Source organism: Halorientalis sp. IM1011, assembly GCF_001989615.1.
Classification (GTDB): Archaea; Halobacteriota; Halobacteria; order Halobacteriales; family Haloarculaceae; genus Halorientalis.
Window position 1 is genome coordinate 563,395 of sequence record NZ_CP019067.1, and the last position, 19,160, is coordinate 582,554.

Annotated in this window: 20 protein-coding genes; 11 read left to right on the forward strand and 9 right to left on the reverse strand. The window is 67.2% G+C overall.

Translation table 11 applies throughout. From position 1 onward, the window contains the following. The first annotated feature begins 41 nt into the window (after positions 1–41). Positions 42–911 (forward strand): hypothetical protein, encoded by an 870-nt coding sequence (locus BV210_RS02815; protein ID WP_077205176.1) that lies wholly within the window; start codon positions 42–44, stop codon positions 909–911. Here BV210_RS02815 and BV210_RS02820 read toward each other — a convergent pair. Next, positions 908–1,192 (reverse strand): DNA-directed RNA polymerase subunit L, encoded by a 285-nt coding sequence (locus BV210_RS02820; RefSeq protein WP_077205177.1) that lies wholly within the window; start codon positions 1,190–1,192, stop codon positions 908–910. The two genes, BV210_RS02815 and BV210_RS02820, sit on opposite strands and share 4 nt — an antisense overlap. 162 nt (positions 1,193–1,354) lie before the next feature. On the opposite strand from BV210_RS02820, the gene BV210_RS02825 reads away from it, so the two are divergent. Continuing rightward, positions 1,355–3,841: a hypothetical protein gene (locus tag BV210_RS02825; RefSeq protein ID WP_077205178.1), complete on the forward strand. Its 2,487-nt coding sequence runs from the start codon at positions 1,355–1,357 to the stop codon at positions 3,839–3,841. A 9-nt stretch (positions 3,842–3,850) separates the two neighbouring features. Here the strand turns inward: BV210_RS02825 and BV210_RS02830 are convergent, their stop codons facing one another. Continuing rightward, positions 3,851–4,156 (reverse strand): hypothetical protein, encoded by a 306-nt coding sequence (locus BV210_RS02830; protein WP_077205179.1) that lies wholly within the window; start codon positions 4,154–4,156, stop codon positions 3,851–3,853. 211 nt (positions 4,157–4,367) lie between these two features. On the opposite strand from BV210_RS02830, the gene BV210_RS02835 reads away from it, so the two are divergent. Then, complete coding sequence (locus BV210_RS02835; RefSeq protein WP_077205180.1) at positions 4,368–5,744, forward strand: adenylosuccinate synthase; 1,377 nt, start codon at positions 4,368–4,370, stop codon at positions 5,742–5,744. A gap of 10 nt (positions 5,745–5,754) precedes the next feature. Here the strand turns inward: BV210_RS02835 and BV210_RS02840 are convergent, their stop codons facing one another. Continuing rightward, a complete protein-coding gene (locus BV210_RS02840; RefSeq protein WP_077205181.1) occupies positions 5,755–6,117 on the reverse strand; it encodes a group 1 truncated hemoglobin in 363 nt (120 codons plus the stop codon). Between the two features lie 158 nt (positions 6,118–6,275). On the opposite strand from BV210_RS02840, the gene BV210_RS02845 reads away from it, so the two are divergent. Further along, the gene (locus BV210_RS02845; protein WP_077205182.1) at positions 6,276–6,470 is read left to right on the forward strand and encodes a methytransferase partner Trm112; all 195 of its coding nucleotides are present in this window, start codon (positions 6,276–6,278) and stop codon (positions 6,468–6,470) included. 38 nt (positions 6,471–6,508) lie between these two features. Next, the gene (locus tag BV210_RS02850; protein ID WP_077205183.1) at positions 6,509–7,090 is read left to right on the forward strand and encodes a hypothetical protein; all 582 of its coding nucleotides are present in this window, start codon (positions 6,509–6,511) and stop codon (positions 7,088–7,090) included. Here BV210_RS02850 and BV210_RS02855 read toward each other — a convergent pair. Continuing rightward, positions 7,087–8,172: a DR2241 family protein gene (locus BV210_RS02855; RefSeq protein WP_077205184.1), complete on the reverse strand. Its 1,086-nt coding sequence runs from the start codon at positions 8,170–8,172 to the stop codon at positions 7,087–7,089. The genes BV210_RS02850 and BV210_RS02855 overlap by 4 nt on opposite strands. Positions 8,173–8,563: 391 nt before the next feature. Between BV210_RS02855 and BV210_RS02860 the strand changes: the two genes are divergently transcribed. Both BV210_RS02860 and BV210_RS02865 read left to right on the forward strand, forming a co-directional pair. After that, positions 8,564–10,540, forward strand: coding sequence for an outer membrane lipoprotein carrier protein LolA (locus BV210_RS02860; RefSeq protein ID WP_077205185.1), 1,977 nt, complete (start codon positions 8,564–8,566; stop codon positions 10,538–10,540). Between the two features lie 57 nt (positions 10,541–10,597). After that, complete coding sequence (locus tag BV210_RS02865) at positions 10,598–11,818, forward strand: outer membrane lipoprotein carrier protein LolA (RefSeq protein WP_077205186.1); 1,221 nt, start codon at positions 10,598–10,600, stop codon at positions 11,816–11,818. A 50-nt stretch (positions 11,819–11,868) separates the two neighbouring features. On the opposite strand, the gene BV210_RS02870 is transcribed toward BV210_RS02865, so the two are convergent. The 4 genes from BV210_RS02870 to BV210_RS02885 form a co-directional block, all read right to left on the reverse strand. Next, entirely contained in the window at positions 11,869–12,174 is a 306-nt protein-coding gene (locus BV210_RS02870; RefSeq protein ID WP_077205187.1) for a hypothetical protein, read from the reverse strand. Continuing rightward, the gene (locus BV210_RS02875) at positions 12,174–12,545 is read right to left on the reverse strand and encodes a helix-turn-helix domain-containing protein (protein ID WP_077205188.1); all 372 of its coding nucleotides are present in this window, start codon (positions 12,543–12,545) and stop codon (positions 12,174–12,176) included. Before BV210_RS02875 ends, BV210_RS02870 begins: the two co-directional genes overlap by 1 nt. 93 nt (positions 12,546–12,638) lie before the next feature. Continuing rightward, positions 12,639–13,517, reverse strand: a complete 879-nt coding sequence (locus BV210_RS02880; protein ID WP_077205189.1) for a CbiX/SirB N-terminal domain-containing protein — start codon at positions 13,515–13,517, stop codon at positions 12,639–12,641. 90 nt (positions 13,518–13,607) lie between these two features. Continuing rightward, entirely contained in the window at positions 13,608–13,805 is a 198-nt protein-coding gene (locus BV210_RS02885; RefSeq protein ID WP_077205190.1) for a hypothetical protein, read from the reverse strand. Positions 13,806–13,894: 89 nt separating this feature from the next. On the opposite strand from BV210_RS02885, the gene BV210_RS02890 reads away from it, so the two are divergent. The 4 genes from BV210_RS02890 (at position 13,895) to BV210_RS02905 (ending at position 17,943) form a co-directional block, all read left to right on the forward strand. Then, positions 13,895–14,389: a hypothetical protein gene (locus BV210_RS02890; protein ID WP_077205191.1), complete on the forward strand. Its 495-nt coding sequence runs from the start codon at positions 13,895–13,897 to the stop codon at positions 14,387–14,389. 56 nt (positions 14,390–14,445) lie between these two features. Continuing rightward, positions 14,446–15,930: a cysteine--tRNA ligase gene (gene cysS / locus BV210_RS02895; protein WP_077205192.1), complete on the forward strand. Its 1,485-nt coding sequence runs from the start codon at positions 14,446–14,448 to the stop codon at positions 15,928–15,930. A 67-nt stretch (positions 15,931–15,997) separates the two neighbouring features. Next, positions 15,998–16,897, forward strand: a complete 900-nt coding sequence (locus BV210_RS02900) for a ParA family protein (protein ID WP_077205193.1) — start codon at positions 15,998–16,000, stop codon at positions 16,895–16,897. Beyond that, the gene (locus tag BV210_RS02905) at positions 16,894–17,943 is read left to right on the forward strand and encodes a chemotaxis protein CheW (protein WP_077205194.1); all 1,050 of its coding nucleotides are present in this window, start codon (positions 16,894–16,896) and stop codon (positions 17,941–17,943) included. Before BV210_RS02900 ends, BV210_RS02905 begins: the two co-directional genes overlap by 4 nt. On the opposite strand, the gene BV210_RS02910 is transcribed toward BV210_RS02905, so the two are convergent. Continuing rightward, a complete protein-coding gene (locus BV210_RS02910) occupies positions 17,940–19,124 on the reverse strand; it encodes an NAD(P)/FAD-dependent oxidoreductase (RefSeq protein ID WP_077205195.1) in 1,185 nt (394 codons plus the stop codon). The two genes, BV210_RS02905 and BV210_RS02910, sit on opposite strands and share 4 nt — an antisense overlap. Between the last annotated feature and the right edge of the window lie 36 nt (positions 19,125–19,160).

Sequence of the window (19,160 nt, forward strand, 5' to 3'; positions counted from 1 at the left end):
GACCGACAGGCTTTCCGTCCACCGGTTCCTCCGTCAGTGCGATGAAGTGGCGGTGTGAGCACTGTGGAAAGCCACACGAACGCAACGATCCGCCGTGTGACAACTGTGGCCACAGCGAGTTCGAGAAGGCGGTCGTGCCGCTGGCTCCCGAGGCCGAGGACGAGGAGGCCACCAAGACCTACGCCTGGATCTGCACGGAGTGTGGCAACGACCACCCCAAGCACACGCCGCCCTGTGACCGGTGTGGGAACCCGACCCTGGAGCGCCGGGCGCTGAGCTACGACGAGGACGAGATCGTCGAGGAGATGCTCGAGGACAGTTCGGGCCGGACCCCCAGCGCCGACGTGAGCTATCTGGAGGTCATCGACGCCAAACTCGCCCTGCTGTTTCTCGCGGTCGCCGCACTGGTCGCGTACCTGGCGCTCGGCTTCCTGGGCGTCGTCCAGATTCCCGGCATCTCACCCGCGCCGCCGGTTCCGGGGAACGCCACCGCCGCGGACGGGTTGGCGCTGGAAGACGTGGAATCGGCCTACGTCGAGGAGCTGAACGCCCAGCGTGAGAGCGAGGGCTACGCGAACCTGACGAGCGACGGCGATGTCGTGTCCGCGGCCACCTACGTCAACCAGCAGGTCGTGCGCGCGGAGTACGGCGACGAGAATCTGACGATCGAGCGGTCAGCGGTCGACGACCGGCTGGGTGACAGGTGTGCGGACGGGTACACCCCGGCGACGTTCTCGTTCGATCCGGAGCGGGCAGGCGACACACCCGACACCGAACGCGAACTCGCGCGACGGCTCGTCGCGACCCGGACGGGGACCAGTTCGTTCGAGGAAGAGTCCGAGGGCCTCGTCGGCGTCGACGTACACGCAGGCCCCGACGGCGTGCTCTACGTGACGCAGATCGTCTGTTAGGCCGCCGCCTCGAAGGCGGTCCGGAAGTCGTCGGCCTTCTCCATGACGCGGTCTGCGCCGGTCTCCAGTGCGTCGAGCGCGTCGACGTCGTCTTCGGTCTTGACCGTCAGGATCGGTTCGGTCTGGCCACCGGACTGTTCGGGATTCACGTCGTAAGTCGCGGCCTCGACGCCGTCGGCTTCCAGCAGTGCGCCCTTGAGGACGTTCATGAACGTGTGATCCTCGCCCGCGATCTCGATAGAGAGTTCCGTGTCGGTCTTCTCGATGACCCGCAGTTCCATGCTATCTCGTCCACACTTGGCGGCATTGAACCTTACGAACACGGGAGCGATCCGCTCGGCGACTCGGTGACCCCGCCCGTCCGGTCGAGGCCCTCGGTCCACCGGTGACTGACCGCGTTTTCCCCGCAAAGTATTAGGACCGCATGGAACTTGTTCCTATCAATGACGACACGCGCGGTCGAGCAGGTCGACGACTGGGACTCCCGACCCTTCTCGGGCGGGTACCGCGGCCTGCACGACCTTGCTGACGACGACTTCTCCGGTATCGTCGCGGCGGGACCGACGCGGCTCTGCATGACCTCCGGCCGAGTGATCGGCATCCTCGACGGTACCATCGAGGACTTCGAGGACGCGGAGGGGACCGCCTACGAGGCCCCCTCCCCGGCGCTGCCCTTGCTCTCGGTCATGCAGGAGCGCAGCGACGAGGTCCGCGCACAGTACTACACCGAGGAGACGAGCATCGAGGAAGTCGACCGGACACTCACACAGGGGAACTTCACGGGGTTCGTCGAGTTGTCCGAGAACGTCCTCAGCGGCGACTACTATCTGGTCTACCACCAGGGCCGCTCGATGAGCGTCGCCTGGGTCGGCGCGAGCGACAACCTGCTGATCGACGACGAGGCCTTCGACCAGGCCAACGACGAAGTCGGGATCTACGAGGTCCGCCCCGTCGAGATCGAAGTGATCGAGATCCCGGAACCGGCCGAACCCGCGACCGGATCGACGACGGAGGCCGGCGCGGCGGCCGCGGCGTCGACCGAGGCCGAATCAGAAGCCGACGCGGAGCCAGCCGACACGGGGTCAGCCGACGAAGAGCCAACCGAGGAGGAACCGGTGACGGCCGACGACGAAGCAGAGCCGAGCGAACCGGCGGCCGACGAGTCGGAGCGTGCCAGCGGTGAAGCGGAGGCATCGGCGAACGGTGAGACAGAGGCTGCAGACGGTGTTTCGTCCGAGTCCGCGTCGGAGTCGGCCGAGACCCGGGATCGAGGCGGCGACGATGCGACCACCACAGAGACGGACGCTCGTGCGGAGCGGACGCGGGACGACGATCCCGAGCAGACGCGTGAGGAGGGTCACGCGTCCAGCAGTTCGCGGCGGGAGAGCGAGCGGGCCGACTCCACGGGAACGGATCGACAGGGAGACCGAGCCGACCGGAGCGCGTCGTCGCGGAGCGGCGACACGCGGACCCGAGGACAGCGCTCCAGTACACAGGAGCCGACGACCCAGGACACACAGCGCGATACCGGGGCGCGGAACGGTGGCGGTACCGGCGGGGCTGCGGGCGCGAGCGGACCACGGTCGGGAACGGGAGACGTAGCCCGCGGCCGACAACAGCAGAACGCCACCGACGTCAGTGGACTGGAGACCAGATCGATCCCGTCGCTGGATCCCGACCGGACGAACGAGCGCGACGACGGGAGCGCCAGCCAGGGGCCGACCCCCACCGGTCCGACGCCGGCCGCCGGGAGCGGTGCGCGTTCGGAGCCGGATCCGGGATCAGCCGGGAACGAACCGGCCCGCGGCACGGGACCGTCGAGTCAGGGGACCGACGCCGCGCCGCGCCAGGGGACACCCAAGCGCGAACCCGACCAGGCCCAGTCGGACCGACCACCGGCAGAGGGACAGCAGGGCGAACCGCGACGGGAGCCCGCCGACACCGGACCGGAGCCCGAACCCGAGGGCGGCGTCGATCCCTCCGAAATCCAGGAGCTCGAGGACGAACTCGAAGCGCGGGAGACGGAGATCGCGGACCTCGAAGACCGACTGGAGACGGCCGAGGAGGAGCGCGACGAACTGAAAGCGGAACGGGACGCGCTGGAAGAGGAGCGTGACGAACTCCGCGAGCGGGTCGAACAGCTCGAACGCCGGATCGACGAACTCCGGACCGAGGAGGGCGGCGAGTCGGTCGCGGACCGCGAGCGGCTCAGTCCGGCCGAGGCCATCGAGAACACGAACCTCTTCGTCCGGTACCGGTCGAAAGGCGACGCGACGCTCGAAGCGGCCCACGCCGGGAACGCCGAGGCGGGTGCGGTCAACGATAACATGCAGATCCAGTATCACACCCAGTTCGAGGCCGAGGACGTAGCGGTCAACGGGGAGCCGTTCGCGGCCTACCTGACGGACACGATCCAGTACAACTTCGTCGAGTGGGTCGTTCGTGTCCTCCCATACGAGATCCGCGATACGGGACATCAGGAGGCGCTCGGACCACTGTACGACGCGCTCCCGCAGATCGATCGGGCGGAACTGAACGGGGCGATCACCGTCAAGTATCAGGAAGACGGCGAGGAACACCGCAGTCAGGAGAGCTTCGACGTGGTGCTCCGGGATCGGATGGGCAACCCGCTGCTCGTCGCGAACATGAACGAGTCACGCCAGCCAGCCAGTCAGAGCATGATGGAGGGACTGATCTCGGCGTCCCAGCGGGTCGGCGAGTCCAAGGAGTCGCTGGCCGGGTCCTTCCTCGTCACGTCCAGTTTCTTCGAACCGGAGGCGATGGAGGCGGCCTCGGATGCGACGGGCAGCGGGCTACTCAGCCGTGACAAACGCGAGAGCTTCGTGAAACTCTCCCGAAAAGACGGGTTCCACCTCTGTCTGGTCGAAGCGCGTGAGGAGAACTTCAACCTCTCCGTGCCCGAAATCTGATAGCGCCGTTCAGTTCTCGATTTCGGCGACGTCTTCGATCTTCATGTCGTCGAGTTTCTCGATGATGTGGTCGATCTTCTCGTCGAGGTCGCCGACGAACTCGGAGGTCTGCTCGGTCGTGATGGCACCCTGACTCGAGGGCTCGATGAGGTTCTCCTCTTCGAGGACGCGCAGCGAGTAGCGGACCTTGTGATGCGGGTAGCCGGTCTCGTTCGACATCTTGACGATGCCGATCGGCTCGTTCTCGATTACCATCCGGAGGACCTGCAGATGGCGCTCGAGCATATCTACTTCCTTCTCAAGCCTGTCTATCATGGCAATTGTTAACTTGTGTTCGCAGGTTTTAAAGGTTGCTGTCCGGCATACTTAAAGAGCAGCCTCAAATTACGTGTTCGGCGGGTACGCGTTTAAATCTTTGTATGATACCACACGGCACGCGGTGTCGGACCGGGCGGCCGTCGCGTGTCCAGTGGCCGATTGCGAGGGGACCGTAACCTGTTTATCGGGACCGGCAGAAACCTCGGCCATGACCGTAACTATCGTTGGGTCCCAGCTGGGCGACGAGGGCAAAGGCGGCATCGTCGACCTATACGGCGACGCCGCCGACGTCGTCGTCCGCTACCAGGGCGGCGACAACGCCGGCCACACCGTCGTCGAAGGGGACGAGGAGTACAAGCTGTCGCTCGTCCCGAGCGGGGCCGTCCGCGGGAAGGTGGGCGTCCTCGGCAACGGCTGTGTCGTCAACCCGCGAACGCTGTTCGACGAACTCGACGCGCTCAGAGAGCGCGGACTCGACCCCGACGTGCGGGTCGCCCGACGCGCCCACGTCATTCTCCCCTACCACAGAGTGCTGGACGGAATCGAGGAGGAGGTAAAGAGCGAGACCGACGACGAGGTCGGTACCACCGGCCGCGGCATCGGCCCCACCTACGAGGACAAGGCCGGTCGCCGCGGCGTCCGCGTGGGCGACCTGCTCGACTCCGAGGTGCTCCGGGACCGTCTGGAGTACGTCGTCCCCCAGAAGAAAGCGCTGGTCGAGGACGTGTACGGGCTGGACCTGACGGACCTGGACGACCCCGATGCCTTCGACGTCGAGGCGCTCTACGAGGAGTTCCGCGAGTTCGGTCGCCGACTGGAGACCGAAGACATGACCGTCAACGCCGGGAACTTCCTCGACAGTGCCATCGACGACGGGCAGAACGTCATCCTCGAAGGCGCCCAGGGGACGATCATCGACATCGACCACGGGAACTACCCGTTCGTCACCTCCTCGAACCCGACCGCTGGCGGCGCGTGTACCGGGACCGGACTCGCACCTGGCGTCGTCGGCGACGGCGAGGTCGTCGGCATCGTCAAGGCCTACCTGACCCGCGTCGGGAGCGGTCCGATGCCGACCGAACTCGGCGGCGTCGAGGGTGACACGCCGGGCTACGAGGAACAGGGCGAAGGCGAAAACGAGGAACTGGCCACCTACATCCGCGAGGAGGGCGACGAGTACGGGACCGTCACCGGGCGGCCCCGCCGGGTCGGCTGGCTCGACATGCCGATGCTCCGCCACGCGACCCGTGCGTCCGGATTCACCGGCCTCGCCGTCAACCACGTCGACACCCTCGCCGGCCTCGACGAGTTGCAGGTCGGCCACACCTACGAACTGGACGGCGAGACGCTGGAAACGATGCCGGCGACCACCGAGCAGTGGGCCGACTGCGAGGTGAACCTGCAGTCCTTCGAGGGCTGGCCCGAGCAGGACTGGGCCGCGGTCGCCAGCGAGGGGTACGACGCGCTCCACGAGAACGCACGCGCGTATCTGGACTACGTGAGCGACGAACTCGACACGCCGATCTACGCGGTCGGCGTCGGTCCGGGTCGCTCCCAGACGATCGTCCGAGAGCGCCCGTTCTAGAAGCGCAGTTTTACCGGCAGAGCACGTCGTCTTCGAGTCCCCGCACCGCTTCGATCACGTCGGCAGCGTCGGCCTCGTCGACCCCACAGGCGTCCAGACTCGCCCGGAGGTGGGTGACGACGGTCTCGAAGTCCTCGTGGGTGAGACCCAGATTCCGGTGGGCCGCGCGCATGTTCTCCCCGCTGTACTCCGCGGGGCCGCCGGCCACCTGACTGATGAAAAGCGCCTGGTGGCGTCGCTGGCGCTCCATGTCCACGTCCTCGAAGAAGGGTTGCATCCGTTCGTCGTCGAGCATCCGGTCGTAGAACTCGTCGACGACTGTCTCGATACCGTCCGATCCGCCCAACCGGTCGTAGAGAGTCTCGGCCTTCACGTTCGAACCGAGCCGTGGGATAGCCAAAAGACTGCCGAAAACCGTCGGTAGAGAGCCTGTACTTCCCGAATACGTTCGGGACTAGATTTATATGGGTGGTCCGGTGGGGCGTGCGTCGGTTCGGCACGTTTTTGCCCGGGCCGGCCGGAGGTGTGGGTATGCGCGAGGATCTGATGGACATCATCTGCTGTCCACTCGACAAGCACGAACTCGACCTGGAGGTCATCCGACGGGACGACGACGAGATCATGGAGGGGCGACTGGTCTGTACAGAGTGCGGCGAAGAGTACCCTATCGAGGACGGGATCCCGAACCTGCTGCCGCCGGACATGCGCGAGGAGTCCCCGGCCTAGACTGAACCTTTTTCTCCCCGCCACGCGGAGATGTCCGTGTGCCCGACGAGTTATACGTCGACGTGAACCGCCGGGAGCGCAACTCGCTCTCGGTTCCGGCCGCCATCGAGACCGACGATTCGTTCGTCATCAGGGTACGGAACCACGGGAACGCGGGCCGGGTCCACGTCCACCTCGACGAGAACCTCTCGGCCGTCGCCTCCCTCGACGAGACCAACCACTACGTCGAGGCAAACAGCACGCAGGCGATTCCGGTGAGCGTCCACGAACACGAGCCGGTCCACGGGAAGATCAAACTCTCGGCGGGCTACGGGGCGACGACCCGGTGGGTCGACGTGGAGTTGACCGAACCCGACGACACCGGGACCGTCGAGGTCGACGAGAGCCTCGCGGAGCCCGGCGGTGGCGAGCGCGACGGCGACGCCGACGGTGACACGGACGGCGCGTCGACGGAATCGATCCTCACCGACCGTCCCGAACTGCCGGTTCTGGCACTCGGTACGATGGCCGTCGCGGTCGCCGTCGGAGCCGCGACGGTCTTCGAGAGCGGGCTGGTCGCCGCGGGCGCGGTCGTCGTCTTCGTCGCGGTCCTGCTGGCCGGCTACCTGCTCGTTCGCTAGTCCTCCGTTTCGACGCCGCCGAGGTTCCCGTCGTCGTCGAACAGTTTCGCCCGGAGGTAGCGGGCGCGATAGCGGTTGGCGTCGTCGTACACGTCGGCCTCGCGGATCTCGTCGGCGCGGCCCTCGGCGACGGCGTCGACGATCGCTTCGATCTGTTCTTTCTCGCTGGGCGTCAACTCGAACTCGTAGGTCCGTGACTGCTCGCCTTCGAGTTTCGTCCACTGGCGCGCGGCGGAGACGACGAGCGAACACGGTTCCCGGCACGGAAATTCACCGTCGCCGCCGTCCACGTCGAGGTCGGTCTCGTCGTCGTACTCCCACTCGCGGCGCTTGAGACACTGGGAGTCGTCACAGCAGGCCTCGGCGACCCAGTTCACGTGATCGTGTCCCTCGCCCCGGTCCCAGGTCTCGATGACGCCGTAGATGCCAGACTGGCGGCCCATCGTCTCCCGCCAGTGGTCCACGTCGAGGTCGCCCTCGCGCTCGCGATGCCAGTTGACGACCGTCGCCGGGTAGAAGAAATCGACCGTGCTGACCAGTTCCCGGGGGTCGAGGTCAGGGAACACCCAGCCCGACCGGAGCGTCGGCGCGGTCTTCAGCGGCCGGTACCGATCGCGCTCGTCGTGTTTCGCAACCGCCCGCGCGTCCAGTGGGTCGTCGTGGCGTTCCAGATCGTCGGCCGGGGCGTCGGCGTCGTCGACGTGTCGGACCTCGTATCGGCGGCCGCCGTCGTCCTCGCGATCGACGGCGAGTCGTAACTGGCCCCACTCCGTGACGATCCCGTCGGCCAGTCGCTCGTAGCGCTCGGGCACCGACCGGTCGTCGGCACCTTCGAGCCAGCGCAGGAACGCCCGGTCGGCGGGCGAGTCGGGCGCGACGGTGGTCCAGAAGTCCCAGTTTGTGACGTAGGCACGGTTGTCGGTGGCGACCGTTTCCAGTTCCGACTCGGAGAGACCCTCGCGGTCGAGGTCGGGTGTCCGGAAGCGATAGCCAGCCCCCGTCGCCGTCACCCGGAGGCCGTCACAGTCGACGCCGTCCTCGCTCGCGGCTTCCCGTAGCCGGCGTACCGCCGTCTCGCTCATACACGAAGCGAGGGCTGCCAGTCGAATAAACTCCGTCGTTCCGTCCCGATCGGGCGGAGAATTGTTTCTCGTATTTATATTTTTGGCCGAACTTCCGGGGCGGAAACGTCGATTCCCCCTTTTTTATGCAGGGGAATATAGAGAGAGGTGCATGGTCTCACGCTGACGGTGATGGTTGCCCCCTGTCAGCGGTTCCCGTGACCATGCTTCGGCCCTCCACGCTTCGGCCCTGCCCGTTCGATCCACCGGCGTTCCGCGTCGGCTTCCTCGCCCGCGGACGCCGCCGTTTCCTGACCCCGTGTCGACTCCGCCACGTCCGGCCGGACCCCTGCCGACAGCTGTCGACGGACCGAAACTATTTGGCCCCCGTATCGTGTCGGTCTACTGTACGATGTCGATCGAGAAGCCCTCCACCACGACGGTCGCCCTCGTCGTCGGCGTCCTCGCGGTCGCCGCAGGCGTCGGTGCCGTCGGACTGTTGACGACCGACGGAGAGGCGTCGCCGCCCGTCGGACACAATGCGTCGGACCGCTACGCCGACCTCGACGGGATGACGGCGACGGTCGAAACGACGGTCGAACGCGGCGACGAACGGAATCGGACGGTCCGAGCGATGGCCATGCGCCCCGGGACGGGACAGGTCAGGCTGGGACCGGCCGGGAACACGACGGCGAACGACACCGTCGTCGTCGCGAACGGCTCGACGAAGTGGTCTTACGACCCCGAAACGCGACTGGTGAGCCGAACCGACGCCAGCGCATTGGGCGAGCGACTGCGAACCCGCGGGGAGCGCATCGAAGCCCTGTTCGACCGGGCGACCGAGTCCGGCGGGACCGAAACCGCAGCCGACGAGCGGACGCCGGGTGTCTCGCCGCTGCCGGCCGTGCCCCACGCTCCCGACACGCCCGACGCGCCCGCGACCAACCGTAGCGACGGACAGTTCGCGGTGACCTACGACGGCACCGCGACGGTGTCCGGTCGCGAGGTGCACGTCCTCCACGTGCGTCCGCGAGAGGGGGCGAAGACCAACGTCTCACAGACGCTGTGGGTCGACGCCGAGTGGTTCGCCCCGCTGAAGTACCGGACCGAGTGGATCGACGACGGCGAGCCGGTCACCACGACCGTCGAGTACCGGAACGTGACCTTCGAGCCCGGACTCGAAGACGACACCTTCGCGTACGAACCGCCCGAGAACGCGGCACTGGTCACACCGAACCTCGGCGAGAACGCCGCCGAACGGGTCCTGTCCCTCGACGGCGTCCGGGCGACGGTGACGATGAACGTCACCAACCTGTTCGACGACGGTAACGGGTCGAACGTGACCGACGGCGACGGGCGAGTCCGGTTCGCCCAGCGGATGCGGACGATACCGGGCACCGGAAAGGCCCGCTACGAGTCGGCGAACGGCACGTTCACGGACCAGGGTAACGACCTGACGGTCTCGAACGGGTCCGTGACGTGGAGCTACGACCGCGACGCAAACAACGTGACCCGGACAGAGGGAGTCGGCGCCGTCGACACCCGTGGACAGTACGAGGGGATCGAACAGCTGTTCGCCCGGCTGAACCGGACGCGAACGACGCCCGACGACGATGGAACCGGCCCGTCGCCCGGACTCACACCGGTTCCCGGAGCGAGCGTCGCCGGAAGCGTCGGACCGCCGGGCGCCCCCTCGGGCGAGTTCGGGGTGTCGCTCGACCGAGCCGAACGCGTCGCGGGCCGGACGGCCTACGTCCTCGAGATCAGGCCGAAACCGGACGACGACGCGTCGGCGTCGGGGTTCACGAACTACACGCGGACGCTGTGGATCGACGCCGAGACGTTCTTCGTGGTCCAACAGCGTACCGAGTTCGGGCCGCCGGACGACCGGACGGTCTCGGTCGTCACGTACCGCAACCTGACGTACACCGACGGCTTCGAGCCCGGGACGTTCACCTTCGACCCGCCGGAGAACGCCACGGTCACCGAACCCACGGTGGGGAGCAGTGACCGGTACGAGACCCGCGAGGCGACGGCCGCGAACGCCCCGGTCGACGTGCCGAACCCCACGGTACCCCCGGACTTCACGTTCGCGAGCGGACGGGTCACGGACGTGAGCGAGTACCAGGGTGTTACGCTGGTCTATCGCAACGAGACGTCACGGCTCCGGGTCACGTTCCAGCCGAACTTCGAGGCGACTGCCAACTGGACCAACGGGACCGACGTCGGTCGGGAGATACGGATCGGGAACCGGACGGGGCGGTACCTCCGGAGCGGGTCGACCCGGACCGTCACGTGGAGCTGTTCGGGACACCGCTACAGCGTCGCCGGGCGGTTCGTCTCGAAGCCGCTACTGGTCACGGTCGCCGAATCGATCCGGTGTGAGTGAGCGCCGCGCGTCTCGAAACGACTATCACTTGGTCTTCACGTCTAGTCACACACGCAGATGTCCCGCGGTACCGCTACCACCAGACAGGTCCTCGTCGGAGCCTGTCTGGTAGTGCTCGTCGTCGGCGTGCTCCTCGTCGGGGTCTGGTCGTCGGTCAGCCCCGCCGAAAACGCGACACAGCAGATCGGTGCGAACGCATCGGAGCGGTACGCGACGATCGAGGGGCTCAACGCGACCCGGACCACGATCAACAGGGAAGGCGACGAGGTCAGGCGGTCGGTGCTACGCGTCTCCATGCGACCAGGCACAGATCGGTTCCGCCGGGAACTGCTCTCCGGACAGCACCGCCGACACGACCTGACCGTGTCCAACGGCTCCATGATGTGGTGGCGAAACCGGTCCTCCGGGGCCGTCGAGCGGCTTCGCCTGAGTAACCCGACCGAGTCGGCCGACAGCCAGGGAGAACGCATCGAACGACTGTTCTCCCGGCTGAACGTGACCGGAGAGACGGACCGGACCGCCGCGACGCCGACGCCCGGGATCGATCCGCTGCCGGCCGTCCCGCAGAATGGCGGCGCACCGGACGGGCAGGCCACCGGCGACCTCGACGAGATCGGGGCGGCGGCCTTCGCCGTCAGTTACAACGGGACCGACACCCTCGACGGCCGGACGGTCTACGTCCTGGAGATCACCGCACGGAACGACTCCCGGGTCGGTGGCTACCGGCAGACCCTCTGGGTCGACGCCGAGCGGTTCTTCCCGCTGAAGCGCCACACGGAGTGGCGGGCCGACGGGGAGCGCCACGCCCTGACGGTGCGCTACGAGAACGTCACCTTCGACCCGGGACTCGACGAGTCGACCTTCCGGTTCGACCCGGACGCGAACGTCTCGGTCGAGCGGGAGGACACGCCACGACGGGATTTCTACGCGTCGACGCCGGCACTCCGACGGACGACCAATATCTCGGTTCCGGAACCGGACCTCCCGCCGACCTTCCGCCTCGCGTACGCTTCGAGGACCGAGAGCCAGCGACTCACGGGCATCGGGCTGAAGTACGTCAACGCGAGCATGGAGATCTCCGTCTCGAAGAACCGGGGGTATTTCTACCCGCCGACGCCCGACTGGTCGACGCAGGTGGCCGGCCACCAGGTGAACGTGAGTACCGGCTACACGAACTACGCCTCGTGGGAGTGTGGCGAGTACGACTATCAGGTGTCCGGTCACGCCGTCCCCCCGGTGCTACTGGTCGAGATCGCCGGCTCGGTCGGCTGTGAGTGAGTGTCGTCCCGGCGTGTCCACACCGGGTCCGCTAGTCGAGTGTCCGCCGGCTACCGCTTGTGCAACGAGTACGCGATGAAGAAGACGCCGAGGAACTGGAGCAGTCGCGTCAAAAGCGTTAGCGGCTGCTGGAACGTCCGGGGCGGGAGGATCTGCATCTGGAGGAGCAGGGAGCCGACGAAGGAGAGCCCGAACGCGACGGTAGTCAGCAGGAACAGGCCGATCGACAGGTACTGCATCGGGCGGCTGTCGTGGCGGCGGAACCCGCGGTAGGCCTGGTAGCCGATGTAGCTCCCGACCAGAACCGACCCGGCCGAGAGGGCGAATATCGTCCAGTACGCGAGTTGGTCGATCATTATAGGTTCTCCCACATTTTGGTGAACCGGTCGGCGGTGTCCTCGGCGTCCTCGCCGGGGAATTCGGCCCGCGAGGTCCGTTCGATGGTGGCCTCGTAGCCGCCGTCCTCTAAGTCCATCGAGAACTCGTCGAGAGTCGCCGAGTACACCTTGTGGTGGTTGCCGCTCAGTTCGACTTTCGTGCGTTCCTCGATCAGCTCGTACTCCTGGAGCCACTCGATCCGTCGGTAGACCGTCGGGAGGGACGCGTTGCACTGTTCGGAGAGCTGTTTGGCGGACATGGGTTCGACACTCGTTGCCGCGAGGATTGAGCGGGCGTACTCGTCGCTGAGCAGGTCGAGGACCTCGGCCAGCTCCCAATCCTCACTCACGAATCGAGCATCGTACCAGCAGGGGTTAAAAGCCCACAGTCACTTTCCAACCCTGAAAACGGTCCGGTCCACCGGGTGACCCTCCAGAACGCCTCAATCGTCCGCGGTAACCCGCCCGCCCCCGGTCTCCTCGCGGACCCGCTCGATGGCCTCGCGCACGTCCGCCCCGGCGTCGGCCGCGCGTTCGAGAACCACGTCGGCCAGCAGCGGTTCGGTGCCGACCGCCCCGGAGTACCAGATCCGGTGGCCGTCGACCTCCGCGGGCGTGTCCCACCCTTTGCGGTAGTCGTCGGTCAGGCCCATGTCCTCGGGGATGTCCTCCTGCGTGTGGTAGCCGTCGGCGATGAAGAGGGGGACGACCACCACGTCCGTAGCGGAGAAGAAGTCCGTCACGTCGTCGACTTCGGGATCTTCGTCCATGTAGAGCGCTTTGACCTCGTCGAAGCGGTCCCGGGACCGGATGTTGTCGGCGTGGTACTCGATGGCCTTCGCCGAGTTCTCGTTGCGCTCGGTGCCGTGGCCGACGACGGCGAGGCCAAAGCCGTCGCCGACCTCGGGGTCGCCGGTGACCGACTCGGCGCGCTGGACGATCACGTCGCTCATCGCGTCGTGGGTGCCGACCGGGCCGCAGTAGTGGACGGTCTGGCCCGTGTCCGTCGCCGTCAGCGTGGTGTGGGTCGCGCCGGTACCGTCCGAGTCCCACTGCTCGACGTCCCACTCGTCCAGTCGGAACTCCCGCGGGATCACCTGCTCGGTGAAGTACCCCTCGCTGACGAACAGCGGCACCAGATACACCTCGTCGGATTCGAGCGTCCGGAGGGCTTCCCGGAAGTGGGGTTCCTCCTTCCAGAAGCTCTCGCGGACCTCGTCGAACGCGCCCGACCGCCGGATCGTGTCGGCGTGGTCGAACGTCGGCGTGCTCGACTCGGCGTTGAGGTGTGAGCCGTGGGCCGCGATGACCAGCGCTTGCATATCTGGGGCTAGGGCCAGACGAGTCTTAGAGGTTCGGATGTCCCGCTCGCGGTCGCTTCGTCGGTCCGATACGTCGAAACCGTCGGGCGGTCACTCCGGTCCGAACGGACACCCCTGCCCAGGATTGTCGAGGAACTCCTGGACCAGCGACTGTTCGAGATCGTGATCGCAGGCCCCGCTGACCGATTGCTTGAACGGACAGTGCTCCGCGCAGTTCGGAATCGTGGTTTCCGGCATGGTGAGTGCGAGTCGGGTACCTCCCGACACGTCCGTGATATTTGTTCCCATGTGAATAGCTGAACTGCCGCAAAGATATGGGCGTTTTAATACCCCGTCGAGCCGGGGCGTTTTTACTCGCCGCGAGCGCCAGCAGCGGTATGTCGCTGGCATCCCGCACGCGCGAGGCCGTCCGCAGCCATCCGTTCCTCTACGACGGGCTGCGAGCGGGCGTCGTCAATTACACCGCCGCCGCACGATTTCTCGATCTCGGGACTGACGACCACGAGGCGGTCGTCGCCGCCCTCCGTCGCTACGCCGAGGATTTGCCCGAGTACGCGCAGGGCGGAACCGACGCGCGGGTCAGCATGGAGAGCGGGCTGGGCGAGGGCGACCCCGCAGAAGCCCTCCTGACGATCGGTGACACTGCGCTCGTGCCCGGTGAGGGGGACCTGACGGGCATCCTGGCCTCCGGTGAGGTGGACGCAACGGCGCTCGCCCACGTCCTGGACCACCTCCGGGCCGAGGAGGTGGCGCTGACAGCCGCTGGCGTCGCCGGTGATGCGCTGTTGGTCGTGGTCGAGCGGCGGGCCGGGGCCGACGCCGTCAGGGCGGTCGAGAGAGCGCTCGGCACGACGCCAGCGACGGCCGACTGAGGGCAGGCAGTGGTTTTCCGACGCATTGAAACCGTCCCCCGCGCTCCATTCCGGTAATGACCCTTCGCGTGACGAACACGCTCACCGGCGAGCGCGAGGCGTTCGAGCCACGGGACCCCGATTCGGTGCTGCTCTACTACTGTGGCCTGACGACCTCCGACCCGGCCCACCTGGGACACGCCCGGGGCTGGGTCCACGTCGACGTGATGCACCGGTGGCTCGAACACCTCGGCTACGACGTGCGCCACGTCGAGAACTTCACCGACGTGAACGAGAAGATCGTCGCGCGCGTCGGCGAGGACGGGGCGAGCGAGGCCGAGGTGGCCCGCACCTACGTCCAGCAGGTGATCCGGGACATGCGCTCTTTGAACCTCCTGCGCGCGGAGGTCTACCCGCGGGTCTCCGAACACGTCCCTCAGATCATCGACCTCGTGGAGACCCTGCTGGACCGGGGCTACGCGTACGAGGTCGACGGCTCGGTCTACTTCGACGTGACCGCCTTCGAGGACTACGGGAAACTCTCGAATCAGGACGTCGAGGAACTCGATTCGCAGGGCGACCCCGACGAGCGCTCGGAGAAGCGCAACCCCGCGGACTTCGCCCTCTGGAAGGCCGGCGGCGTCGACCCCGCGGACATCGCCGACCACCAGCACGAGGGGGCCGCCCCAGCGGAGGAGGCCTGTGAGACCGCACAGACGTGGGACTCGCCGTGGGGCGAGGGACGACCCGGCTGGCACATCGAGTGCTCGGCGATGAGTACGACCCACCTCGACGAAACCATCGACATCCACGTCGGCGGGCAGGATCTGGTCTTCCCCCACCACGAGAACGAAGTCGCCCAGAGCGAGGCCGCGACCGGCCAGCAGTTCGCCCGCTACTGGCTCCACGTCGGCCTCCTCGAAACGAAAGACGAGAAGATGTCCTCCTCGCTGGGGAACTTCTCGACGGTCGCGGAGTTCGTCGGCGAGCACGGCCCGAACGTCGCCCGGACCTTCCTGCTCTCGACGGCCTACCACAGCAAGGCGACCTACAGCGCCGATACCGTGGCCGAAGCAGAGGAACGCTGGGAGCGCCTGGAGACCGGCCACCGACGGGCCGTCGAAGCTGCCGACAGCGTCGACGCCCACACCACGGTGGAGGACGACGCGCTCCGGGAGACGGTCGCCGAGGTCCGCGAGGCGTTCACCGAAGCGATGAACGACGACTTCAACACCCGCGAGGCGACGACGGCGCTGCTGGATCTGGCCGGCGCGGTCAACCGCCACGTCGACGGTCACGAGGAGTACGACTACGTCGGCCTGCGCCGGGCCATCGAGGCCTTCGAGGACCTGGGCGAGGGCGTCCTCGGCCTGGACTTCGGTGGTGAAAGCGGCGGCGACGTTCGCGTCGCACAGGAACTCGCGGACCTGATCCTCTCGGTCCGGGAGGAAGAGCGCGAGGCGGGCAACTACGAGCGCGCCGACGAGTTGCGCGACGAACTCGAAGCGCTGGGTGCCACAGTGGAAGATACCGACGACGGGCCGGTCGCGCGGTTCGACTGACGGTACAACAATTGAGAATCGGGAGCGGATTTTTATAAGGAGCGGTGACCGAACACCGGTAGTAGCGATGCACGGGAACGACCGTCCCGCGACGCTCTGTGTGACGAACGCCAAGGGCGGGACGGGAAAGACGACGGTAGCCATCAACGTCGCGGGCGCGCTCAACGAGCGGGGGCGGGACGTGCTGTTCGTCGACCTCGACCCGCAGGGCAACGCCACGGAGGGGCTCGGGCTGGTCGAGGCCTACGACGCGACACCGCCCACGCTGTTCGACGTCCTGACGGACCCGGACCAGCGGTCGGCGGTTCACGACCTGATCCGCCCCCACGACGAGATGGACGTGTTGCCGAGCAACATCGACATGTTGCAGGCCGAACACGAGCTAACGATGGCCAGCGTGATGGCGAAACTCGACGCCGATCCGGCGCTCGACGTCGATCCCGCGGTGCTGGAACCGCTGACGATCAACGTCGGGCCGGAGACGATCACCGGGGAGACGGCGCTGGACGGGCTGGAGAAGGTGCTCGACCGGCTCTCGGGGTACGACTACGTCGTCGTCGACTCGCCGCCCTTCTACGGGCAGTTGACCGACACCGCGATCTACGCGACGGGCAACGTCCTGATCCCGGCGCTGACCGAGGCGACCTCCGAACGGGCCATCGAACTCCTGTTCGACCAGATCGCGGCGCTGGAAGATCGGACGGGAAAGAGCGTCCGGGAGGTCGGCGTCGTCGCCAACCGGGTCGAATCGACCAACGAGGACGCCGAGATGCTCGACTGGCTGGAGGCCGTGTTCGAGGACGTGCCGGTCTGGTCCGTCCGCAAGCGGGTCGCGCTCCAGCGGGCCTTCTCAAGCGGGCAGTCGCTGTTCGCCTACGACTCGACGGTGGACATGGCCGACCGCTTCCTTGAGATCGCCGCCGACCTCGACAGACAGTTCGGCTTCACAGAGGAGATACCACAATGACCGACGAGGATACCAACGACCGAATGGAACGGGCGAACCGCATTCGAGAGATGCGCGAAGGACGACGCCGCACACCTGCGAAAGACGACGAGGAGGATGGGGCCGACGCGACCGCCGACGGTGGCGAGGCCGAAACCGAGGAAGACGACGCCGTGGCCGACGAAACGCAGGCGGCGGACGACTCGACGCCGACGATCGACGAGACTGTCGAAACGGCCCCAGCCGACGACGAGTCCGACACAGACCGGAACCCCGGAGCGGACGACGGCGACGAATTCGATGGCACTGCGGACGAGGAAAGCGGCGTCGAGACGAGCGGATTCGAGTTCGAAGAACCCACCGGGGACGACGGCGAGGACCGCGACAACGGCGAGACGGCTGAAGCGGACACCGCGGCAAACGAGGGGGTCGAGCGAGCGACGACGGAGTCGGGCGTCGCGGAGTCGGTGTCCTCGTCGGACGCCGCCGAGGCCGTCGACGCACTGTCGGGGAGCGGCGGTTTCGCCATCCCGGACCAGGCGACGACGGTCACCGAGGACGACGACCAGTCGATGCTGAACGCGGAAGGGACCGTCGCCGCGGCGCGAGCAGCGGCCGCGGGCAGGCGCGCGACCCACGCCGGCGACCGCACGCGCGTCCTGGAGTTCGAACTCGGCGAGGAGCGGTTCTGCCTCGACATCGAGTACATCGAGGAGATCGTCGAACTGGAGAACATGACCCGGGTCCCCAACTCGCCGTCCTACGTCGAGGGCGTGGTCGACCTGCGCGGGCAGGTGACCGCCATCATCAACCCGAAGGACGCACTCGCCGTCGACGACGAGGGGCGGGGCGACCTCATCGTCGTCTTCGACTCGGAGGAGATGGACGAGCAGGGCCACCTCGGCTGGGTCGTCGACGAAGTACGGCAGGTCACGCCCGTCACTGACGAGGAGGTCAACGAGTCACCCGACGAGGACGACGAGCACATCAACGGCATCATCAACCGCGAGGACGAGGACGACTTCATCGTCTGGACGACGCCCGACCTCGCACTGAACTCCTCTTAATTCTCGGCGTCGCCGTCGTCACTCTCCGGATCGCTGTCCAGAGCCAGTTCCTCCCCCACGAGTCCGACCGCTTCGCGGACGGCCCCGACCGACGTCAGGTAGCCGACGCCGACGGTCGTCTTGAGCGCGAGCGCGGCCGCGCCGGTCAGGACGGTCCCACCGACCTGTGCGACCGCGCCGTCGCCGACGCTGACCAGCCAGCCCGGCGAGTCGAACCGGAAGTCCTCGAGTCGCGGTTCGAACCTCCCATCACCGGCCCCGAGGCGGTGGTCGATCAGCCGCTCGACGTTGTCCGCGGCGACGCGAGCCTCGCGGATGGCCGCCTGCGCGCTGGCGGGGACGGCCTCGCCGTCCGAGTCGACGACGCGCGCGGCGTCGCCGAGGACGAACGTATCGCCTGACAACTGGAGTCGACTTCGTACCAGCGGGCGCTCACCAGCCAGCGCGTCCGGACCGCGGATGCCCCCGGTCCAGACGAACTCGTCGTAGGGAAGTTCCGTCCCGTCTTCGAGCGTGATCGTCCCCGCGTCGGCCGCTTCGACGGCCGCGTCGGTCCGCACCGTGATCCCGCGGTCGCGGAGCTGTTCGTCGACGGCCCGCTGGAACCGCTCGGGGAAGTTCGGCGCGACGGCCTCCTCCTGTTCGAGCAACGTAATCTCGACGCTGTGCGTAGCGTCCTGCTCACGAGCCAGCGCGGCGAGTTCGCCGGCGACCTGGACGCCAGAGAGTCCGGCACCGCCGACGACGATCCGTGCGTCGCCGGCGTCGAAGGCATCGAGTACGTCCGCCCGGATCCGCTCGGCGTCACCGAGGCGTTTCAGCGGCGTCGCGTGGTCCTCGACGCCCGGCAGGTCGTAGAAGGCCGTCTCCGCCCCGAGACAGACCGCCCCCACGTCGTAATCGAGTTCTTCGTCGCCGTCCAGCGTCGCGACGCCCGCCTCAGCGTCGACGTCGGTGACCCTCGCCTGTCTGATCTCGGCGCGCTCCAAGCACTCGTCGAGGGGAACCGTGATGTCGTCGGCGATGGACGGCCGACGGATCGCGCGGTGGAGTTCGTGCTGTACCAGGTGGTCCGCGCGCTCGTCGACGACGACCAGGTTCGCCTCGGGCGGCAGTCGCTTCTCCAGCCGTCGAGCGAGCGTCAACCCTGCGTAGCCGGCCCCCAGAACTGCGACCTTCATCACCGGTCAGTTGGGCCGCCCGACGGGTAAAGCCCG